This is a genomic window from Lysobacter antibioticus HS124, from assembly GCF_000336385.2.
Lineage (GTDB): Bacteria > Pseudomonadota > Gammaproteobacteria > Xanthomonadales > Xanthomonadaceae > Lysobacter > Lysobacter firmicutimachus.
Map to the genome: position 1 here is coordinate 1 of NZ_HG424474.1, position 16,783 is coordinate 16,783.

Consider the following 16,783-nt stretch of genomic DNA (forward strand, 5'->3'; position numbering starts at 1 on the left):
TACAGGGGCGTAGGACAAAGACGCGGCGAACGGGCGAGATGGCGGTCGCGGCTTACGCCGCTCCTACAGGGGACGCGGGACAAAGACGCGGCGAACGGGCGAGATGGTGGTCGCGGCTTACGCCGCTCCTACAGTGATGCAAGACGAAGGCGCGGCGAGATCGGGGCGATGGTTTCGGGCTTCGATCGATGGCGGAGGCGTTGATTCCTCTGCGCGTCCTTTGGTCGCGGCTCACGCCGCTCCTACAAAGGCGCAGGACAAAGACGCGGCGAGATTGAAGGATGGCCGTCGCGGCTCGTGCCGCTCCTATCCCTGCGCAGGGTGGGTCATCGCTCCGGCGCTTGGCGGAGGGCGTCGACGTCGGCGTCCGCCGGCGCCGGTTTCGCGGCCCCGCCGCGTAGCTCCAACGCCACCGCGACCGCCACGCAAGCCGTGATCCACGGCCACTGCGGCAGGAAGAAGCCGAAGGTCGGTTCCAACAGGCCCCAGGTGTTTCCGTAGAAGCGCGCGTAATCGGTGAGATTGGCGTGCAGCGCCAGCAGCAGGGACGCGGCCGAGATCGCCGCGAACGCAAAACGATCGTGGCGGCGCGGGCCGCGCCGGCGCTGGCGCCAAAGCAACAACAGCGACCCCGGCAGCAGCGTCGTCGCCATCAGCGCCAGGCTCAGCAGGGCCAGCTCGCCGAGGAACACCTCCGGCGTCAGGATCCGCATCCAGGCCGCGTCGAGCTCGTCGACCACGTCCAGCCACAGTGCGTTTGCCGGGACCACGACGCTGGCGGCCAAGTACCACAGGCAGCGCAACAACAGGCGGCTCATGCCCGATGCCCCAACAGCGTGCGCAAGGCGTCGCCAGCGTAGAAGCGGGTGGCGCTCAGCGCCGGCACCTGCGGCGCGATGGTCGGGTCGAAGCGCAATTCGGGCCCGTAGACCAGACCGTCGACGCCGCCGAGCCGGGCCAGGCGCTTGAGCACGAACAGGCGATAGCCGCGACCGAGATAGGACAGGCTGCCGCCGTCGCTGAGCATCGGCGCGTCCGTCTCCAGCGCAGCGTGGCGCGGCGCGCGGCCGGCCAGCGCATCGAGGTAGTCCTCGCCGGCTTCACCCAGGCAGCGTCGCAGCTCGGGCGCCAGAAGATTCGGGTCCAGTCCGGCGTAGGGGCCGTCGGCGGCGAAGGCGGCGGGACGGTCGGGCGGGGCGGCGGTCATGGCATCCGGTCCAGGACGTTCGGCGGCCGGCGCGGACGGCCTCGGGGTTGCCGCGCAACTGTCAGAAATTCGATGCCATCCTCGGAACGAACGGAGTACCATCCGCCCGACGGTGCATGGACGCTGCTGGCGCCGATTGGAACGGCCGGCCTTCCGGTCGGAGGCAATCCAGTCGTCGACCGCGTCTTGTGCGCTCGGAACCGGGATCGTCGTGTCCCGCAACGCAGCAGACAAGAGCCACAGACATGGTACAGAAAATCATCATCGGCATTCTGGCGACGGCCCTGATCGCAGTCTGCTCGATTTGGGGCTACACCGAATGGCAGAAGCGTCAGGTCGCCGCGCCCGTGGCGGCGGTCGCGCCCGCGCCGGTCAAGCCGCCGGAACCGGTGAAGGCCGAAACCGAACTGGCGCCGACCGTGGCCGAAGTACCGGCGGCGGAGAAGGCCGACGGCACCCACTTCACCTACCAGTACGTCTCGCCGCGCAACCCCGAGCTGTTGGCCATGTACAACATGGCGCGCGAGATCGACGTGCTCAAGCAATTGCCGGAGATCAAACAGCTCGACGGTTGGCTGACCCTGCCGCGGCCGATCAATTTCATCGCCGCCGAATGCGGCACGACCAACGCCTTCTACGCCAAGGACAAGGGCGACATCGTGCTGTGCTACGAGATGCTCGAGCTGCTGGTGCGCCAGGGCGGGGCGATGGCCCAGGCCAGCGGCGGCGGCACCCGCGATCAGCTCGAATACCTGATGGCGAACCTGCGTTTCCTGATGCTGCACGAGACCGGCCATGCCCTGGTGGACATGCTCGACTTGCCCTCCACCGGGCGCGAAGAGGACGCGGTCGACCAGCTCGCCACCACCCTGATGCTGTCGCTGGTCAGCGCCGACGAGTCGCAGGGCGATATCGCGCAGAAGCTGCAGTTGGCGTCGAACTTCTTCCTGATGACCGACGACGGCAACCACGACATGGCGACCTACGCCGACGAGCACTCGGTCGGCGCACAGCGTTTCTTCAATCTGCAGTGCATGATCTACGGCAACAACCCCGGCAAGTACCTGCGCATCGTCACCAGCGGCCGCCTGCCGGAGGCGCGCGCGCTGCGCTGCGAAGAGGAAAGCAAGCAGATCACCCGCAACTGGATGCGCCTGATCGAGCCGAACATCGCGCCCAAGCACCGCATGACCCGCGAAGAGGAAGCGGCCAAGATCGCCGAGATCCAGCAGAAGCAGGTCGAGAACAGTCAGGCGCCGTACATGCGCTGAGCGCGAACGGGCGCCGGTATCGCACGGCCTGTGTAGGAGCGGCGCAAGCCGCGACCGAACGAAGCGATGAACAACGCGTCGCGTCCGAAGCCCGGTTGCTCAAGGCACGTAGGTCAGGGCTTCGGTTGCCTCGCTTGCGTACATTGCTTCGTTTGGTCGCGGCTCACGCCGCTTCTGCAGGAGCAGGCGGCGACTCAGGGCTCGTGCCCGTCGGGCATCAGCAGCACCAGCGGCTCGCAGGCTGCGGCGTCGCAGCCCCATTCGCGCACCGTGTCGCCGTCGCGCCAGGTCGCGGTCGCGGCGGCGTTGATCGAGAACGACCACTCGCGACCGTCGGCGCGCAGGCGGCCGCCGATCGTGCAGGGCAGCCAGTAGAAGTCGTGGCGGCCGCCCTCGCGCAGCTCGCGGCTGGCGGCGAAGAACGCGGCGATCTGGCCTTCGCTCAGTCGCCAGGCGCGGCAGGCCGGCCGCAGCGCGGCGTCGCGGCCCGCGGGGTCGTCGAACACGGCCGCTTCCACCTGCAACACGTCGATAACGCCGCGGCCGGTCGCGGGCGGCGGCGCATGCGCGCAGGCCGCCGCCAACACCGGCAGCGCGGCAGCGAATCCTCGCCCTGCCGGCATAGCCGATCGGATGAATCCGAGCGCGGTGCGCTGAAATCGCGTGCTCATCGGCGGTCCCCGGTCTCGGTGCCGGCGGACGCACCGGCACTGGCCTGCATGGTAGCGGCCGCGAGCGGCGGACGCGCGCAAAAAAAACACGGGGCGCCGAAGCGCCCCGTGCCGGTATCGCGGTGCGCGTCGCGCGCCTCAGAGATGCTTGATGATCTCGTCGGCGAACTCCGAGCACTTGACCTCGGTCGCGCCGTCCATCAGACGGGCGAAGTCGTAGGTCACGCGCTTGCTGCCGATGGCCTTGTCCATCGCGGCGATGATCGCGTCGGCCGCTTCGGTCCAGCCCATGTAGCGCAGCATCATCTCGCCGGACAGGATCACCGAACCCGGGTTGACCTTGTCCAGGTCGGCGTACTTCGGCGCGGTGCCGTGGGTCGCTTCGAACACGGCGTGGCCGGTCACGTAGTTGATGTTCGCGCCCGGGGCGATGCCGATGCCGCCGACCTGCGCGGCGAGCGCGTCGGACAGGTAGTCGCCGTTGAGGTTCAGGGTCGCGGAGACGTCGTATTCCTTCGGCCGCAGCAGGATCTGCTGCAGGAAGGCGTCGGCGATCGCGTCCTTGATGACGATGCCGGCGCCCGGCTTGCCTTCCGGAATCACGTGCCACGGGCCGCCGTCGAGCTCGACCGCGCCGAAGTAGTCGCGCGCCACCTGATAGCCCCAATCACGGAAGCCACCTTCGGTGAACTTCATGATGTTGCCCTTGTGGACCAGGGTCACCGACTTGCGCTTGTTCTCGATCGCGTAGGCGATGGCGCTGTGCACCAGGCGCTCGGTGCCGAGGCGGCTGACCGGCTTGATGCCGATGCCGACTTCGACCGGCAGCTCGCGCGCCGGGGCGCCGATGGCCTGCAGTTCCTTCAGCCACGCCGCGTTCTTCTCGGCGGTGCCGAAGCGGATCTTGTCGGCGGCCTGGGGGAATTCCTTGCTCAGGAAATCCAGCACCTTCTGCGCCTCGGCGCTGCCGCCGGCCCATTCGATGCCGGCGTAGATGTCCTCGGTGTTCTCGCGGAAGATCACCATGTCGACATCGCCCGGCTTCTTGACCGGCGAGGGCACGCCTTCGAACCAGCGCACCGGGCGCAGGCAGACGTACAGATCGAGCATCTGGCGCAGCGCGACGTTGAGCGAGCGGATGCCGCCGCCGACCGGCGTGGTGAGCGGACCCTTGATGCTGACCAGGTAGTCGCGGCAGGCCTGCACGGTGCCGTCCGGCAGCCAGGTGCCGTAGGTGTTGTTGGCCTTCTCGCCGGCGTAGACCTCCATCCACTCGATCTTCTTCTGGCCGCCGTAGGCTTTGGCGACCGCCGCATCGAGCACGCGCACGGACGCGCGCCAGATGTCCGGGCCGGTGCCGTCGCCTTCGATGAACGGGATGATCGGGCGATCCGGCACGTTGAGGCCGGTCGGGGTCTTGGTGATCTTGGCGCCGCCTGCGGGCGGCGTCGCTACGAACTCGGTCATTACGATCTCCAGTGGGGCCGCCGTGCGCGTGCGCATGGACGGTGCAGGGTGCCTGCGGGTCGTGGTGGCGAGCCGACCCGGCCCGCCATTGTCGCGGTTCGGGCCGGACGAGGCAAAGCGCACGGCTGTGCGCGAGCCGGCCGCGCCGCGGAACGCCCCGTTGCGCCCGCAGGCGCTTGCCGTTGATCGGGCGGCCGGCGCCGGACGCCGGATCGCGGTTCCGCGCTCGTCGCTTTGATGGATACTCGTGGCCGCGCCCTCGCAGCCGGTTCCGGGCCGTGCGAGCGGACAGCGACAGGAGGTCTGCCGATATGCAGCTGCTGCAATATCCCGACGGCCAGCGCATCCAGCCCGGCGATCGCGTGCGCATCGCCGACCGCTACCGCGGCACGGTCGTGGCCTGCATCGATACCGGCCGCTATCTGGACGGCTACGAGCAGTGGCTGTATCTCGGCGAGGGCATCATGGTCGACACCGATTTCGGCGGCCTGGTCCACTACCTCGACGCCGACGAACTGCAACTGCTGCGGCGTACCGCGCACTGAGTTTCGACGAGCTCCGTCCACCCGCATGCACGGGTGCGGCGGTGGCGTGCGTTGGCGCCGCTGCGGCCGGCCGCGATTCGGCGGCAGCTCAGGCAGCGCCCGCACCGGCGGGCCAATCCGCCGGCGTCAGCGGCGCCAGGCCATGGGCGACCCGTGCCTTGTCGCATTGCGGACTCGGCGCGCCCTGTTCCCAGGCCGGCTGCAACGCATGGCAGGGCGAAGGCCGCAGCGCATAGATCCCGCAATGCGCGTCGCGGCCGATCTGGCCGCGCAATTGCTCGCAACGTACCGCCGTTCCGCCGTAGGTGCCGCGCATGACCACCCGGTGCGGATCCAGGGGCTCGGTCAGGCCCTGCGGCGTCAGCCCGCCCGCGCAGGCGTCGGTCTCGCTCCAGTGGAAGGCGACGCGGAAAAAGGCGCAGCAGGCGCCGCAGCGCAGGCACGGATGGGAGGACATACGCCGATCGGCGGCCGGGAGGGGAGCGGTATTGTCCGGCAAGGCCGGGGTGCGAAGAAGAGCCGCAGCGAATCCCCGGCCCGTCCGGCCAACAGGCATGGCCTGCGGGCGTTCGATCGCGCGCGAACCTGCGGCCCGCAAGCGCATGCTCTCGCTTTTTGAAAGCAGGAACAGCCAAACACCGGGCACGAAGTCCGACGCGGCCGGCGGCATGGGGGATCGGCTTTCGGCGCGCTGGAGCGGAGCGAGAGCGAATCCCTGCCCCTTTTAGGCGCAACCACTGAACCACGACGGACGGGAAGCGTCCGTCGCCGGGACGGCGATCCTCAGGCCCCGCAGCACTTCTTGTACTTCTTGCCGCTGCCGCAGGGGCAGGGGTCGTTGCGGTCCGGGGTGTCGGCGCGGCGCAGCGGTTCGCGCGGGGTCAGCGCGTCGATCCGGTGGTGGTGCAGGTCGGCCAGCATGCCCGGCAGGCCGGCGACGATTTCCAGCCGCTCGCGGTAGCTGATCGGGGTCGCCGGCGCGGTCGGGTCTTCGCCCAGCACCTCGCCGCTGGCGAGGCGGTCGAGCAGGCCGAAGATCTCGTCGATCCAGTCGTTCTCGTCCAGCCAACGGTCCCAGCCGGCTTCGCGCAGTTCGACGCCGCGGAAGAAGCCGAACGCCCAGTCGCGGCCGACGTCGAGCTCGTCCGGTTGCTCGGTGTCGGGCTCTTCCGGCAGCCACAGCAGCGGCGCCAGGTGATCGGGCAGGTCGTCGTCGCCGTGGCGCACGCGGGCGCTGACCATGTTCCAGTGGCCCTGCAGCAGGGCGGCCACCTCGGCCGCCTCGGCCTCGTCGTTCCAGCGCGGTGCCTTGCCGCCCCACACCGGCGGCTGCCATTCCGTCGCCGGCGGCTGTTCCGGACCGACCACCAGGGCCGAGACGAACCCGTCCAGGGCCTCCAGGTTGAAGCCCTTGTAGGGCACGGCGCGCTGATCGAGCAGGTCGGCCAGGCGTTCGATCTGGTCGTCGTCGAGGTAGGCGGGCGCTTTCATGATCGGGTTCTGCGGACGAGAGGGGACGCGCATGGTAGTCGCTGCGGCGTGTTCGCGCCGAAAATGGCGCCATGACCGCCCGCATCGCCCTGCCCGCCGCCTGCCCCTGCGACCCCGCCCGCCGCTACGCCGCCTGCTGCGGCCGCCTGCACCGGGGCGACCCGGCCGAGAGCGCCGAGGCCTTGATGCGTTCGCGCTACAGCGCCTACGTGCTGGGCGATCTGGCGTATCTGCGGACCAGCTGGCACCCCACGACCTGCCCGGACGAACTGGAGTTCGATCCGGCCGTGCGCTGGCTGGGACTGGAGGTGAAGCGGCATCGCCAGGACGGCGCGGACACAGCGACGGTCGAGTTCGTCGCCCGCTATCGAGTCGGCGGCGGTTCGGCGGTGCGTCTGCACGAAATCAGCCGTTTCGCGCGGGTCGACGGCGGCTGGCGTTACCTGGACGGGACCTTCCCGCAGGGATGAGCGCCCCCTCGGTACGGCCGCGCCCGCCGCGCCTGCGGCGACAGGCGGAGCACTGGGCAAGCGCATCGCCGGCCCCGAGCCGCGGACAAAAAAAGGGCGCGGCAGTGAGCCGCGCCCGGGCTTGCCCGCCCACGAGAGGCGGAGAGAGAGGGTTACTTCACTTCCAGTTCGGCAGTGTTGGCGATCGCGCCGTTGGCGCTGACTTCGACCTTGTACTTGCCGGCCGGCCACGGCGACTTCTTGGAGAAGTTGAAGTTGGTGGTTTCGGCGCCGGCGGTGTTGAGGGTCTGGGTCTCTTCGCCCGCCACCTGGCCGTCCTGGTAGGTCAGCTTGGCGCTCAGGCTGGCGTTGGTCGCGGCGCCGTCGGTGGCGACCGAGGCGACGATCGTGTCGGTCGGCTTGAACGAGGTGGTCGGAGCGGTGATCTTCTTGTCCGCGCCGGCGGTCGTGCCGAGGGTGACCGAAGTGACGCTCAGCGCGGCCGGAGCCGGGGTCGCAGCCGGAGCGGGTTCGGGCGCCGGAGCCGGGGTTTCGGCGGCCGGGGGCGGAGTCGGAGCCGGTTCTTCCTTCTTCTTGCAGCCCGCCAGCGCCAGAGCGGCGACCAGGGCGGCGGCGACGGCGTAGTGCGTGCGATTGCGGATCAGCATGGTGGATCTCCTGGGAAAGGCCGGGTAGTGAGGTGGAACGCCGTCGACGTCAGTCGTTGAGGGTCGGGATCTTGAGGATCTGACCGGGCTGGATCTTGTCCGGATCGTCGAGCTGGTCGCGGTTGGCCTCGAAGATCGCGTTCCACTTGCTCGCCTTGCCGTAGAACTGCTTGGCGATGTGCGAGAGCGTGTCGCCCTTTTCGACCGTGTAGGTCTGTTCGCCGACCTTTTCCGCAGTGGTATCGACACTGACCGACACGTCGCTGAAGTCGGCCTTCTGGACCTTGTCCGCGGTGGTGTCGACGTTGACGTTCACGTCGGAGAAATCGGCTTTCTTATCCGGGGTAGTCATGGGTTGAGGGCTCCTGCCGAAGTGGCGCAGGCAACATGACACGAAGATTGTTAAAAATGCATAGCGCCGGCGTGAACTCACATTACAAATCTGAATAATCCGATTGCCGGTATTCAGTAGGCCGCGGTCGGTCGAACGCGCAGGCGCCGCCCGGCCCTCGGCGGACCAGGTGGCACACTAAATAAACAGTGTTATCGCGAGGTGCGGCGGTGCGACCGCCGCGCCCGCTTACTGGCGCAAGTCGCGCCCCGGCGTCGGCCGGTCGCGCCCCGGACTGCCGCGCCAGGGATTGATGTCGAGCCCGCCGCGGCGGGTGTAGCGCGCTTCCACCGACAGCCATTGCGGCTGCCCGCGTTGCCACAGGTCGGCATAGATGCGTTCCACGCACTGCTCGTGGAATTCGGCGTGGTCGCGGAACGAGATCAGATAGCGCAGCAGCGCCGGTCGGTCCAGGCGCGGGCCGCGGTAGGCGATGCTGACCCGCGCCCAGTCCGGCTGGCCGGTGACCGGGCAATTGGACTTCAGCAGCGCGCTGCACAGGGTTTCTTCGACCACGGTGCCGGCGTCGGCGAGCAGATGTTCGGCATTGGGCGGGCCATAGTCGTCGATGGCGACATCGAGCTCGTCGATCGAGTCGGCAACCGCTGCGGTTCCATCGCCGCGCTCGTCGATCGGCGGCAGGCCGAAAGCGACCTCGACCGGCGCACCGGCCGCGCGGGAGAGGTCGGCGACGATGCGCGCCAGCACCTCGTCCTCGCGTTCGAAACGCGTGGCGTTGAACGAATTCAGGTAGAGCTTGAGCGACTTGGATTCGATCAACTGCGGCGAAGCGGCCGGCACCGAAATGGTGGCCGTGCCGACCCGCGGCTTGCCGCGGCCGTCGAGCCAGCTCAGCTCGTAGGCATGCCAGCGATCGACCCCGACGAAGGGCAGCGCCTGGTCGGACAGGCCGATATGGGCGCGGCCGAGCGAGCGGGCGATGGGGAACAGCAGCGAGGGGTCGTACTCGCGCGGGTAGTCGACGTGGCGGCCGAGGGGCAGGTCATGGGAGGTCATGGCGATATTTTAGCCGCTGCGGCCGGTCCCGGCCCCAACCGGCCGTCCGGCCGCCGTTGAGCTCCGGCGAGCTTCCCCCCCCTTTGAAAAAAGGGGACGAGCGGGGATTCGATCTCGCTTAGCGCCCTGCCCGCCGCGACTTACCCCGCCGCCGGCTGTCCGTGCAGGTAGTCCAGCGTCACCTGCAGCATCGCGCGCAGGCCGAGGTCGAGCGAACTCTCGTCGAGCTTGAATTGCGGCGAGTGGTTGCTCGGCGCGGTCGCCGGGTCGACCCCGGCCTCGGTCGAGCCGACGAAGAAGAACATCGCCGGCACCTGCTTGGCGTAGTAGGAGAAGTCCTCCGCGCCCATCACCAGCGACATCTCCACCACCTTGTCCGCGCCGGCCGCCGCCTTGAGGCTGGGCAGCATGCGCGCGGTCAGCGCCGGGTCGTTGTAGGTCACCGGGTTGCCGTCCTGGTCGGGCACCTTGGATTCGGCGCGCGCGCCGTGCGCGGCGCTGACGTGCTCGGCGACGTTCCTGAGGTCCTTGAAGATCGCCTGGCGCATGCCTTCGTCGAAGGTGCGGATGGTGCCGATCATCTCCACCTCGTCGGGGATGATGTTGTAGCGGATGCCGCCCTTGATCGCGCCGAAGCTGACCACCGCCGGCAGTTTGGCGATGTCGCTGCGGCGGCTGACGATGGTCTGCGCGCTGCCGATCACGTCGGCCGCGGCGACGATCGGGTCGATGCCGCCCCAGGGGCGCGAGCCGTGGGTCTGGCGGCCCTTGATCTTGATCGAGAAGCGGTCCGAGGCCGCCATCAGCGGGCCCTGGCGCACGCCGATCTGGCCGGCCTGCAGGGTCGAGAACACGTGCAGGCCGAACATGGCCTCGGGCTTGAAGTCCTTGAACAGGCCTTCCTCGAGCATCAGCGGCGCGCCGCCGGCCTCGTCCGCGGGCGGGCCTTCCTCGGCCGGCTGGAACACCAGCATGACCTGGCCGGGCAGGTCTTGCTTCATCGCCACCAGCGCGTCGGCGACGCCGAGCAGGATGCCGGTATGGGCGTCGTGGCCGCAGGCGTGCATGACCCCGACGGTTTCGCCGCGGAAGCTGGCGGTGGCCTTGGACGCGAACGGCAGGTCGACCTGCTCGGTCACCGGCAGCGCATCCATGTCGGCGCGCAGGGCGATCTTCGGCCCGGGCTTGCCGCCCTCGACGATCGCCACCACGCCGTGCCGGGCGATGCCGGTGCGCGGCTTGAGCCCGAGCGCGCGCAGGTGTTCGGCGACCTTGGCCGCGGTGCGCTGTTCGCGGTTGGACAGTTCCGGATGCTGGTGGAAATCGCGCCGCCAGCGCACCACGTCGGCCTTGAGCTTGGCCGCCGCGGCGGTGACTTCGGGACGCTCCGCGGCGGCGGCCGGAGACAGCGCGGCGAGGGCGGTACAGCCGAGGGCGCAGCTCAGCGCGAGGGTCAGCGGACGCTTCATCGACGCAACTCCGGGCGGGAAGACCCCGATCCTAGCCCAAGCCCGCCGCCGCGGCTGCGCGACTTTGGTGGGTGCGCGATCGGCGCACAACACCGTCTGGGCGCGCAGGGACGATGGCCTGGCGTGCGCGGGGAGTGCCAGGGCGTAAAGCAAATCCCCTCGCGTCGCTGCAGGGCCGACTGCGTACCGGCGTCCGGCGCGCGCCCCTTTTCCCAGGGCGGCAACAGGGCCTGCACCTTTGCGGGCCCACCCGCCATGTGCTGGACTCCCTTCAGAGCAACAACGCTTGCGCGCTTTACTGTTCCCCGCTCTCAGACCGCTGGGCTGTTCCACCCTTTGAAAAAGGGGCGTAGGGGGATTTGCTTCCGCTCTTCCCCAGCAAGAAACCACGCTGCCTGCGTCACCGCCCGATCAAGGCCATGCCCGCTTCGGTGTAGCGAGCGCCGGCGATCGCTTCCGGGCGGAACCACGCGTCCAGTTGCGTCAGTTCCGCCGGCGACAGGCTCACGTTCACTGCGCCGACGTTGTCCTCCAGGTACTTGCGCCGCTTGGTGCCCGGGATCGGCACGATGTGCTCGCCTTGCGCCAGCACCCAGGCCAGGGCCAACTGCGCCGGGGTGCAGCCCTTGGCGGCGGCCAGCGCTTGCACCTGTCGCGCCAGCGCCAGGTTGCGGTCGAAGTTCTCGCCCTGGAACCGCGGCGTGCTGAGGCGGAAGTCGTCGCGGGCGAGCGCGCCGGCGTCGGTGATGGCGCCGGTCAGGAAGCCGCGGCCGAGCGGGCTGTAGGGCACGAAGCCGATGCCCAGGCGCGCGCAGGCCTCGAGCACGCCGTTGCGTTCGGGGTCGCGCGTCCACAGCGAGTATTCGCTTTGCACCGCGGCGATCGGGTGCACCGCCTGGGCGCGCTCCAGGGTCTGCGCCGACGGCTCGGACAAGCCGAGATAACGCACCTTGCCCTGCGCGACCAGTTCCGCCATCGCGCCGACGGTGTCTTCGATCGGCACGGTCGGGTCGACGCGGTGCTGGTAGTACAAATCGATACGGTCGGTGCGCAGCCGCTTCAGGCTGCCTTCGACCGCGCTGCGCACGTACTCGGGACGGCCGCTGAGGGTGCGCAGGTTGGGGTCGACGGGGTCCGGCACGAAGCCGAACTTGGTCGCCAGGAACACCCGCTCGCGGCGGCCCTGCAGGAAGCGGCCCAGCAGTTCCTCATTGGCGTGCGGGCCGTAGATGTCGGCCGTATCCAGGAAGCCCACGCCCAGTTCCAGGGCGCGCTCCAGGGTGGCCAGCGATTCGGTTTCGTCGGCGGCGCCGTAGGCGAAACTCATGCCCATGCAGCCCAGGCCGAGGGCGGACACGGCGGGGCCGGCGGGGCCGAGGCGGCGGGTCGGAAGCGTGCTCATGCGGAAGCTCCTTGCGGATGAGGGGGAGGTAAAGCGATGCGCCGGTCCGGGACGACGCCGAAAATCGCGTCCCCGGGGCGTGAGCGGCACTCTAGGCCGGTGCGATTGCGCGAAAAACCGGCTCTATCCTTACGCCTTATGAAGTGTTGCTTCATAATCGAGCCCTCGTCCGTGCCGCCCGCCGCATGTCCGCCCATCCCCTGCCCGCGGTCCTGGCCTTCGCCCGCGTCGCCCACTGCGGCAGCTTCACCCGGGCCGCGGCCGAACTCGAAGTCTCGCCCTCGGCCTTGTCGCAGACCGTCCGCGCGCTGGAGGCACGGCTGGGCGTGCGCCTGCTCAACCGCACCACCCGGCGGGTCGGGCTGACCGAGCACGGCGCGCGCTTTCTCGGGCAGATCGCTCCGGCGTTGGCCCAGATCGAAGCCGCCTTCGACGACCTCGACGCGGTGCGCGATCGCCCGACCGGGCGCTTGCGGATCAATACCGGCCGCACTGCGCTGAAGATCCTGGTCGAGCCGCATCTGCCGGCGTTCCTGGCGCGCTATCCGGAGCTGGAGGTCGAGCTCTTCGTCGACGACACCTTGGCCGATCTGGTCGAGGGCGGCTTCGACGCCGGCATCCGGCTCGGCGAAACCCTGGCCCGCGACATGGTCGCGGTGCCGGTCGGCGGCGCGCAGCGGCAGGTGGTGGTGGCCGCGCCCGGTTACTTCGCCCGGCGGCCGGCGCCGCGCACGCCGCAGGATCTGGTCGGCCACGACTGCATCCGCTTGCGCCTGCCGGGCAGCCGCCGCTTGCATCCGTTCGAATTCCACAGCGACGGTCGCGATGTCGCCGTCGAAGTGCAGGGCCGGCTGATTCTCAACGAGGGCGGCGCGATCCTGGACGCCGCCCGCGCCGGGCTCGGCCTGGCCCAGTTGTTCGAGCCGATCGCGCGGCAGGACCTGCGCGCAGGGCGCCTGGTCGAGGTATTGCAGGACTACCTGCCGCCGTTCCCGGGCTTCTACGTCTATTATCCGGCGCGCCGGCAACTGCCGCCGAAGCTGCGGGTGTTCGTGGATTTCCTGCGCGAGGCGTTGGGGTAGGGCAGGGCGAGCCGGCTTACACCGTATCCGTCGCTGCCCACTCCCCGCCTCACAAGCCGGCTGTTTCTCTCTTCGTAAAAAGACTGGTTGGTCGCCCTCCGGGAACGCACCGGCCGGCGCGGCGGCAACGCGTTGCGAGTGTCGCCGAGTCGATTTGCGCGGCGGCCTGCGCCCGCACCTTGTTCCGCGCCGCACTTCTCATTCTGCGGTTCCGGCTTCGATCCGCTCCCTTCTCTGCGTTGCCGCGGCGTGCGAGGCTGCCTCGATCCGCCGGGGAGCCGCCATGACCGCTGCCGTTCCGTCCGACCCGCCCGCGCCCGTACAAGGCGCCGGCGCCTTGCGCGGCGAGGCCGCGCTGGTGCGTGCGCTGGGGCCGTTCCAGCTCGGCGCTTCGATCATCAACATCATCGTCGGCGCCGGCATCTTCATGTTGCCGGCGTTGCTGTACGGACGGCTGGGACCGGGCGCGCCGCTGGTGTTCGTGGCCGGTGCGCTGGCGATCGTGCCGATCGCGCTGTGCTTCTCCGCGATCGGCAGCCGCGCGGCGGCGACGGGCGGGCCTTACACCTTCGTCGGCGCCGCGTTCGGGCCGTTCGCCGGCTTCCTCGCCGGTGCGCTCATGTGGGTCTGCAACACCGCCTCCAGCGCCGGCGTCGCCGCGGCGCTGGCCGAGCAGGCGGCGCATGCCTGGCCGGCGTTGCGCGATCCCGTGCCGCGGGGGACGTTCCTGGCCGCGGCGTATGCGCTGCTGTTCGCGCTCAACGCCTTCGGAGTCAAGCTCGGGGCGCGCGCGATCGTGGCCCTGGCGACGTTGAAGCTGACCCCGCTGGTGCTGCTGGTCGCGGTCGGGATCTGGTTCGTCGACTGGAGCCGGATCGGCCTGGGGGTCGCGCCGCCCTCCTGGAGTGCGCTGGGTTCGTCGATGGTGCTGGTGGTGTTCGCCTACTCGGGCATGGAAACCGCGCTGGTGCCCACCGGCGAAGTGCGCGATCCCGCGCGTCACGTGCCGCGCGCGACGATGACGGCGATCGCGCTGGTGGTGCTGCTGTACCTGGGCATCCAGGTCGCCTGCCAGGGCCTGCTCGGGTCCGCCCTGCGCGACAGCACCGCGCCTGTGGCGGCCGCGGCCGGTGCGGTGTGGCCGCCGGCGCAGGCGCCGCTGCTGGTCGCCGCCGGGGTGTCGATGGCGGGCTTCCTGATGGGCAATCTGTTTTCGTCCTCGCGCCTGTTGTTCGCGCTGGGCCGCGACGGCTACCTGCCCGACGCTTTCGGCCGCGTCGACGCGCGCTATCACGTGCCGCGCACAGCGCTGGCGGCGCATGCCGGGATCGCATTGGCCTTGGCCCTGGCCGGTACCTTCGAGACCCTGGCGCTGATCTCCGGCGGCGCGATCTGCCTGTTGTTCCTGGCGGTGTCGGTGGCGGCCTGGCGCGCCGAAACCCTGGACCTGCGCGGCGCGGGCGCGCCCTTCCGCCTGCCCGGCGGACGCTGGCCGGTGCCTGCGCTGGCGACGGCGATCATGGCCGCGGTGCTGGCGACGATGAGTGCGGCGCAATGGGCGGCGATCGCGGTGTCGCTGCTGGCCCTGGTCGGCGTGTACGGGCTGTTGGCGCTGCGCCGGCGCGGGGCGCGCTGAAGCATCACATTCCCGCGACGCCGGATCGGCACCATGGCCGGCAGGGGAAAGCGGACTCGAACGGACAGGCCAATCGCCTCGCGCGCGCTTGATCGTTGACCGGCCGCTGAGGCCTACTCTTCCATCGTAACGCCGACGCATGCGGGAGCCGTGCGCTTGCAGATGGCCAGCACCGCCGCCACCGCCGCGTCCGATTCCGCCCTGCCGCACGCCACGGCGTCGTCCGCCGCCGCCGCTTCCGTGCCTGCCGGTTCGCCCGCCGGATCTTCGCTACCGACCGCCGCTGCGGACGCCGGCGCCGTGCCGCCGGCCGGCGCTCCGCCCGCGGGACCGCCCGGATCGGCGGCGCCGATGCCGCGTTGGCGCGCTGCCGCCTTCGTCGCGATCTCGCTGTTGCTCGGCCTGACCCAGAGCCTGGGCATGAACCTGGTCGCCTCGAACCTGCCGCAGGTGCAGGGCGCGCTCGGCGCGACCGGCGCCGAGGCGACCTGGCTGCTGACCGTGTACTTCGCCACCAACATCCCGGCCAGCCTGCTGTTGACCAAGTTCCGCCTGCATTACGGCTTGCGTCTGTTCGCCGACCTCGGCATCGGCCTGTTCGTGGTCGCGGCCGTGGTGCACCTGCTGGCGAAGGACCTCCAATCGGCGCTGGCCGCGCGCGCCGCGCTGGGCATCGCCGCCGCGCCGCTGAGTTCGCTGACCGTGCTGTACATGGCCGAAGTGTTCGACGGGCCGAAGAAGGTGCTCGGGCTGATGTTCGGCTTCGCCGCGCTGCAGACCGGCGCGCCGGTGTCGCGGATCGTCGCCGAAAGCTTGTTCCTCAACGGCCAGTGGCACGGCATCGTCTACTTCGAGCTCGGCCTGGCCTTGATCTGCCTGGCCGCGATCAACCTGTTGCGGGTCACCCCGGTGCCGCGCCAGCCGATGTTCGACCGCCTCGACATCGTCAGTTTTCCGCTGTATTCGGCGGCCATAGGCCTGGTCACGGTGGTGTTGACCCAGGGCCGCCTGCGCTGGTGGCTGGACACGCCCTGGCTGGGCGAGTGCCTGGCCTGGGCGGCGGTCTGCGCCGGCGCGTTCGTGCTGATCGAGATCAACCGTTCCAAGCCGATGGTCAACCTGCGCTGGTTGTTGCACGGCGGCTACATGGTGCGGCTGGGGCTGGCGATCGTGCTGTCGCGCATCGTGCTGTCGGAACAGTCGGTCGGCGCGGTCGGCCTGCTCAACGTGCTCGGCCTCAACAACGACCAGATGCACACGATGTTCTGGCTGGTGCTGGCCGGCACCGTCGCCGGCTTCGTGGTGACCCTGCCGTTCCTGCCGGGCCGGCGCTTCGACATGCTCGGCCTGATCGCGGTGGCCTTGGTCGGGGTGTGCGCCTACGTCGATTCGCACGCCAGCAACCTGACCCGGCCGGCCCAGCTCTACCTCACCCAGACCGTGATCGCGATGGCGGCGTCGATGTTCCTGGCCAGCTCGATCCTGCTCGCCCTGGTGCGGGTGGTCGCCGACGGGGTGCGCAACCTGGTGACCTTCATTGTCTTGTTCACCACCACCAACGCGCTCGGCGGCCTGCTTGGCTCGGCGGTGCTCGGCACCTACCTGGCGCAGCGCCAGACCGCGCATTACCAGCACCTGATGCAGCCGATGACGCTGGGCGATCCGCAGGTGGTGCTGCGCACCCAACAGCTCGGCGGCGCGGTCGCGCGGGTGGTCGGCGACGGCGCCGCGCGCAGCCAGCAGGCGCTGGCCAGCCTGAGCCAGCAGGTGCTGCGCGAGTCCTGGGTGCTGGCCTACAACGACGTGTTCCTGGCGGTGGCCTGGCTGGCGCTGGCGGTGCTGGTCTGGGTCGGGTTGCTGAAGTGGCAACTGTGGCGGCGCGGCCACACCGTGGTCAGTTTCGCCTCGCAGGTGCCCGGACCGTTCGCCGCGCCCACGCCCGACGGCGTCCAATCCGCTGCAACCGTCGCCCCCTTACCCGCTTCCCCCGCATCCACCTCCTGATCCGCGAAGGACG

Annotated in this window: 17 protein-coding genes; 6 read left to right on the forward strand and 11 right to left on the reverse strand. The window is 69.8% G+C overall.

Features of this window, described 5'->3' with window-relative positions:
- Positions 1-326: 326 nt before the first annotated feature.
- Both TX83_RS07705 and TX83_RS07710 read right to left on the reverse strand, forming a co-directional pair.
- A complete protein-coding gene (locus TX83_RS07705) occupies positions 327-818 on the reverse strand; it encodes a hypothetical protein (protein WP_064747358.1) in 492 nt (163 codons plus the stop codon).
- Complete coding sequence (locus TX83_RS07710) at positions 815-1,207, reverse strand: hypothetical protein (protein ID WP_064747359.1); 393 nt, start codon at positions 1,205-1,207, stop codon at positions 815-817. The genes TX83_RS07705 and TX83_RS07710 overlap by 4 nt, the downstream gene beginning before the upstream one ends.
- 245 nt (positions 1,208-1,452) lie before the next feature.
- Here TX83_RS07710 and TX83_RS07715 point away from each other — a divergent pair, with 245 nt between their 5' ends.
- Positions 1,453-2,478: a DUF4344 domain-containing metallopeptidase gene (locus TX83_RS07715; protein WP_064747360.1), complete on the forward strand. Its 1,026-nt coding sequence runs from the start codon at positions 1,453-1,455 to the stop codon at positions 2,476-2,478.
- 194 nt (positions 2,479-2,672) lie between these two features.
- Here TX83_RS07715 and TX83_RS07720 read toward each other — a convergent pair whose 3' ends face one another.
- Together TX83_RS07720 and icd are read right to left on the reverse strand one after the other, a co-directional pair.
- Positions 2,673-3,149: a hypothetical protein gene (locus TX83_RS07720; protein WP_141233403.1), complete on the reverse strand. Its 477-nt coding sequence runs from the start codon at positions 3,147-3,149 to the stop codon at positions 2,673-2,675.
- A gap of 138 nt (positions 3,150-3,287) precedes the next feature.
- Positions 3,288-4,616: an isocitrate dehydrogenase (NADP(+)) gene (gene icd / locus TX83_RS07725; RefSeq protein ID WP_064747362.1), complete on the reverse strand. Its 1,329-nt coding sequence runs from the start codon at positions 4,614-4,616 to the stop codon at positions 3,288-3,290.
- A 311-nt stretch (positions 4,617-4,927) separates the two neighbouring features.
- Here icd and TX83_RS07730 point away from each other — a divergent pair, with 311 nt between their 5' ends.
- Positions 4,928-5,161, forward strand: a complete 234-nt coding sequence (locus tag TX83_RS07730; protein WP_087960689.1) for a hypothetical protein — start codon at positions 4,928-4,930, stop codon at positions 5,159-5,161.
- 88 nt (positions 5,162-5,249) lie between these two features.
- On the opposite strand, the gene TX83_RS23790 is transcribed toward TX83_RS07730, so the two are convergent.
- Complete coding sequence (locus tag TX83_RS23790; protein WP_261370058.1) at positions 5,250-5,831, reverse strand: YkgJ family cysteine cluster protein; 582 nt, start codon at positions 5,829-5,831, stop codon at positions 5,250-5,252.
- 113 nt (positions 5,832-5,944) lie between these two features.
- Entirely contained in the window at positions 5,945-6,652 is a 708-nt protein-coding gene (locus TX83_RS07740) for a UPF0149 family protein (RefSeq protein WP_064747364.1), read from the reverse strand.
- Positions 6,653-6,723: 71 nt separating this feature from the next.
- Here TX83_RS07740 and TX83_RS07745 point away from each other — a divergent pair, with 71 nt between their 5' ends.
- Positions 6,724-7,122: a YchJ family protein gene (locus tag TX83_RS07745; RefSeq protein WP_064747365.1), complete on the forward strand. Its 399-nt coding sequence runs from the start codon at positions 6,724-6,726 to the stop codon at positions 7,120-7,122.
- Between the two features lie 152 nt (positions 7,123-7,274).
- On the opposite strand, the gene TX83_RS07750 is transcribed toward TX83_RS07745, so the two are convergent.
- The 5 genes from TX83_RS07750 to TX83_RS07770 all read right to left on the reverse strand — a co-directional run bounded on the left by TX83_RS07750 (position 7,275) and on the right by TX83_RS07770 (position 12,048).
- The gene (locus TX83_RS07750) at positions 7,275-7,769 is read right to left on the reverse strand and encodes a hypothetical protein (RefSeq protein ID WP_064747366.1); all 495 of its coding nucleotides are present in this window, start codon (positions 7,767-7,769) and stop codon (positions 7,275-7,277) included.
- A 49-nt stretch (positions 7,770-7,818) separates the two neighbouring features.
- Complete coding sequence (locus tag TX83_RS07755; protein ID WP_064747367.1) at positions 7,819-8,121, reverse strand: LysM peptidoglycan-binding domain-containing protein; 303 nt, start codon at positions 8,119-8,121, stop codon at positions 7,819-7,821.
- 228 nt (positions 8,122-8,349) lie between these two features.
- Complete coding sequence (queF, locus tag TX83_RS07760) at positions 8,350-9,177, reverse strand: NADPH-dependent 7-cyano-7-deazaguanine reductase QueF (protein ID WP_064747368.1); 828 nt, start codon at positions 9,175-9,177, stop codon at positions 8,350-8,352.
- A gap of 140 nt (positions 9,178-9,317) precedes the next feature.
- Positions 9,318-10,646: a M20 family metallopeptidase gene (locus TX83_RS07765; protein WP_064747369.1), complete on the reverse strand. Its 1,329-nt coding sequence runs from the start codon at positions 10,644-10,646 to the stop codon at positions 9,318-9,320.
- A 400-nt stretch (positions 10,647-11,046) separates the two neighbouring features.
- Positions 11,047-12,048: an aldo/keto reductase gene (locus TX83_RS07770; protein ID WP_064747370.1), complete on the reverse strand. Its 1,002-nt coding sequence runs from the start codon at positions 12,046-12,048 to the stop codon at positions 11,047-11,049.
- A 185-nt stretch (positions 12,049-12,233) separates the two neighbouring features.
- On the opposite strand from TX83_RS07770, the gene TX83_RS07775 reads away from it, so the two are divergent.
- From TX83_RS07775 to TX83_RS07785, 3 genes are all read left to right on the forward strand, one after another.
- Entirely contained in the window at positions 12,234-13,130 is an 897-nt protein-coding gene (locus tag TX83_RS07775; RefSeq protein WP_064747371.1) for a LysR family transcriptional regulator, read from the forward strand.
- Between the two features lie 283 nt (positions 13,131-13,413).
- Positions 13,414-14,766: an APC family permease gene (locus TX83_RS07780; RefSeq protein WP_064747372.1), complete on the forward strand. Its 1,353-nt coding sequence runs from the start codon at positions 13,414-13,416 to the stop codon at positions 14,764-14,766.
- A 351-nt stretch (positions 14,767-15,117) separates the two neighbouring features.
- Positions 15,118-16,770 (forward strand): MFS transporter, encoded by a 1,653-nt coding sequence (locus TX83_RS07785; protein WP_186442545.1) that lies wholly within the window; start codon positions 15,118-15,120, stop codon positions 16,768-16,770.
- Positions 16,771-16,783: the final 13 nt, after the last annotated feature.

Excerpts from the sequence above, each read along its gene's own strand:
- TX83_RS07705 (WP_064747358.1), bottom strand. The coding sequence starts at position 818 with ATGAGCCGCCTGTTGTTGCGCTGCCTGTGGTACTTGGCCGCCAGCGTC.
- TX83_RS07710 (WP_064747359.1), bottom strand. The coding sequence starts at position 1,207 with ATGACCGCCGCCCCGCCCGACCGTCCCGCCGCCTTCGCCGCCGACGGC.
- TX83_RS07715 (WP_064747360.1), top strand. The coding sequence starts at position 1,453 with ATGGTACAGAAAATCATCATCGGCATTCTGGCGACGGCCCTGATCGCA.
- TX83_RS07720 (WP_141233403.1), bottom strand. The coding sequence starts at position 3,149 with ATGAGCACGCGATTTCAGCGCACCGCGCTCGGATTCATCCGATCGGCT.
- icd (WP_064747362.1), bottom strand. The coding sequence starts at position 4,616 with ATGACCGAGTTCGTAGCGACGCCGCCCGCAGGCGGCGCCAAGATCACC.
- TX83_RS07730 (WP_087960689.1), top strand. The coding sequence starts at position 4,928 with ATGCAGCTGCTGCAATATCCCGACGGCCAGCGCATCCAGCCCGGCGAT.
- TX83_RS23790 (WP_261370058.1), bottom strand. The coding sequence starts at position 5,831 with ATGCCGCCGGCCGCGTCGGACTTCGTGCCCGGTGTTTGGCTGTTCCTG.
- TX83_RS07740 (WP_064747364.1), bottom strand. The coding sequence starts at position 6,652 with ATGAAAGCGCCCGCCTACCTCGACGACGACCAGATCGAACGCCTGGCC.
- TX83_RS07745 (WP_064747365.1), top strand. The coding sequence starts at position 6,724 with ATGACCGCCCGCATCGCCCTGCCCGCCGCCTGCCCCTGCGACCCCGCC.
- TX83_RS07750 (WP_064747366.1), bottom strand. The coding sequence starts at position 7,769 with ATGCTGATCCGCAATCGCACGCACTACGCCGTCGCCGCCGCCCTGGTC.
- TX83_RS07755 (WP_064747367.1), bottom strand. The coding sequence starts at position 8,121 with ATGACTACCCCGGATAAGAAAGCCGATTTCTCCGACGTGAACGTCAAC.
- queF (WP_064747368.1), bottom strand. The coding sequence starts at position 9,177 with ATGACCTCCCATGACCTGCCCCTCGGCCGCCACGTCGACTACCCGCGC.
- TX83_RS07765 (WP_064747369.1), bottom strand. The coding sequence starts at position 10,646 with ATGAAGCGTCCGCTGACCCTCGCGCTGAGCTGCGCCCTCGGCTGTACC.
- TX83_RS07770 (WP_064747370.1), bottom strand. The coding sequence starts at position 12,048 with ATGAGCACGCTTCCGACCCGCCGCCTCGGCCCCGCCGGCCCCGCCGTG.
- TX83_RS07775 (WP_064747371.1), top strand. The coding sequence starts at position 12,234 with ATGTCCGCCCATCCCCTGCCCGCGGTCCTGGCCTTCGCCCGCGTCGCC.
- TX83_RS07780 (WP_064747372.1), top strand. The coding sequence starts at position 13,414 with ATGACCGCTGCCGTTCCGTCCGACCCGCCCGCGCCCGTACAAGGCGCC.
- TX83_RS07785 (WP_186442545.1), top strand. The coding sequence starts at position 15,118 with ATGCCGCGTTGGCGCGCTGCCGCCTTCGTCGCGATCTCGCTGTTGCTC.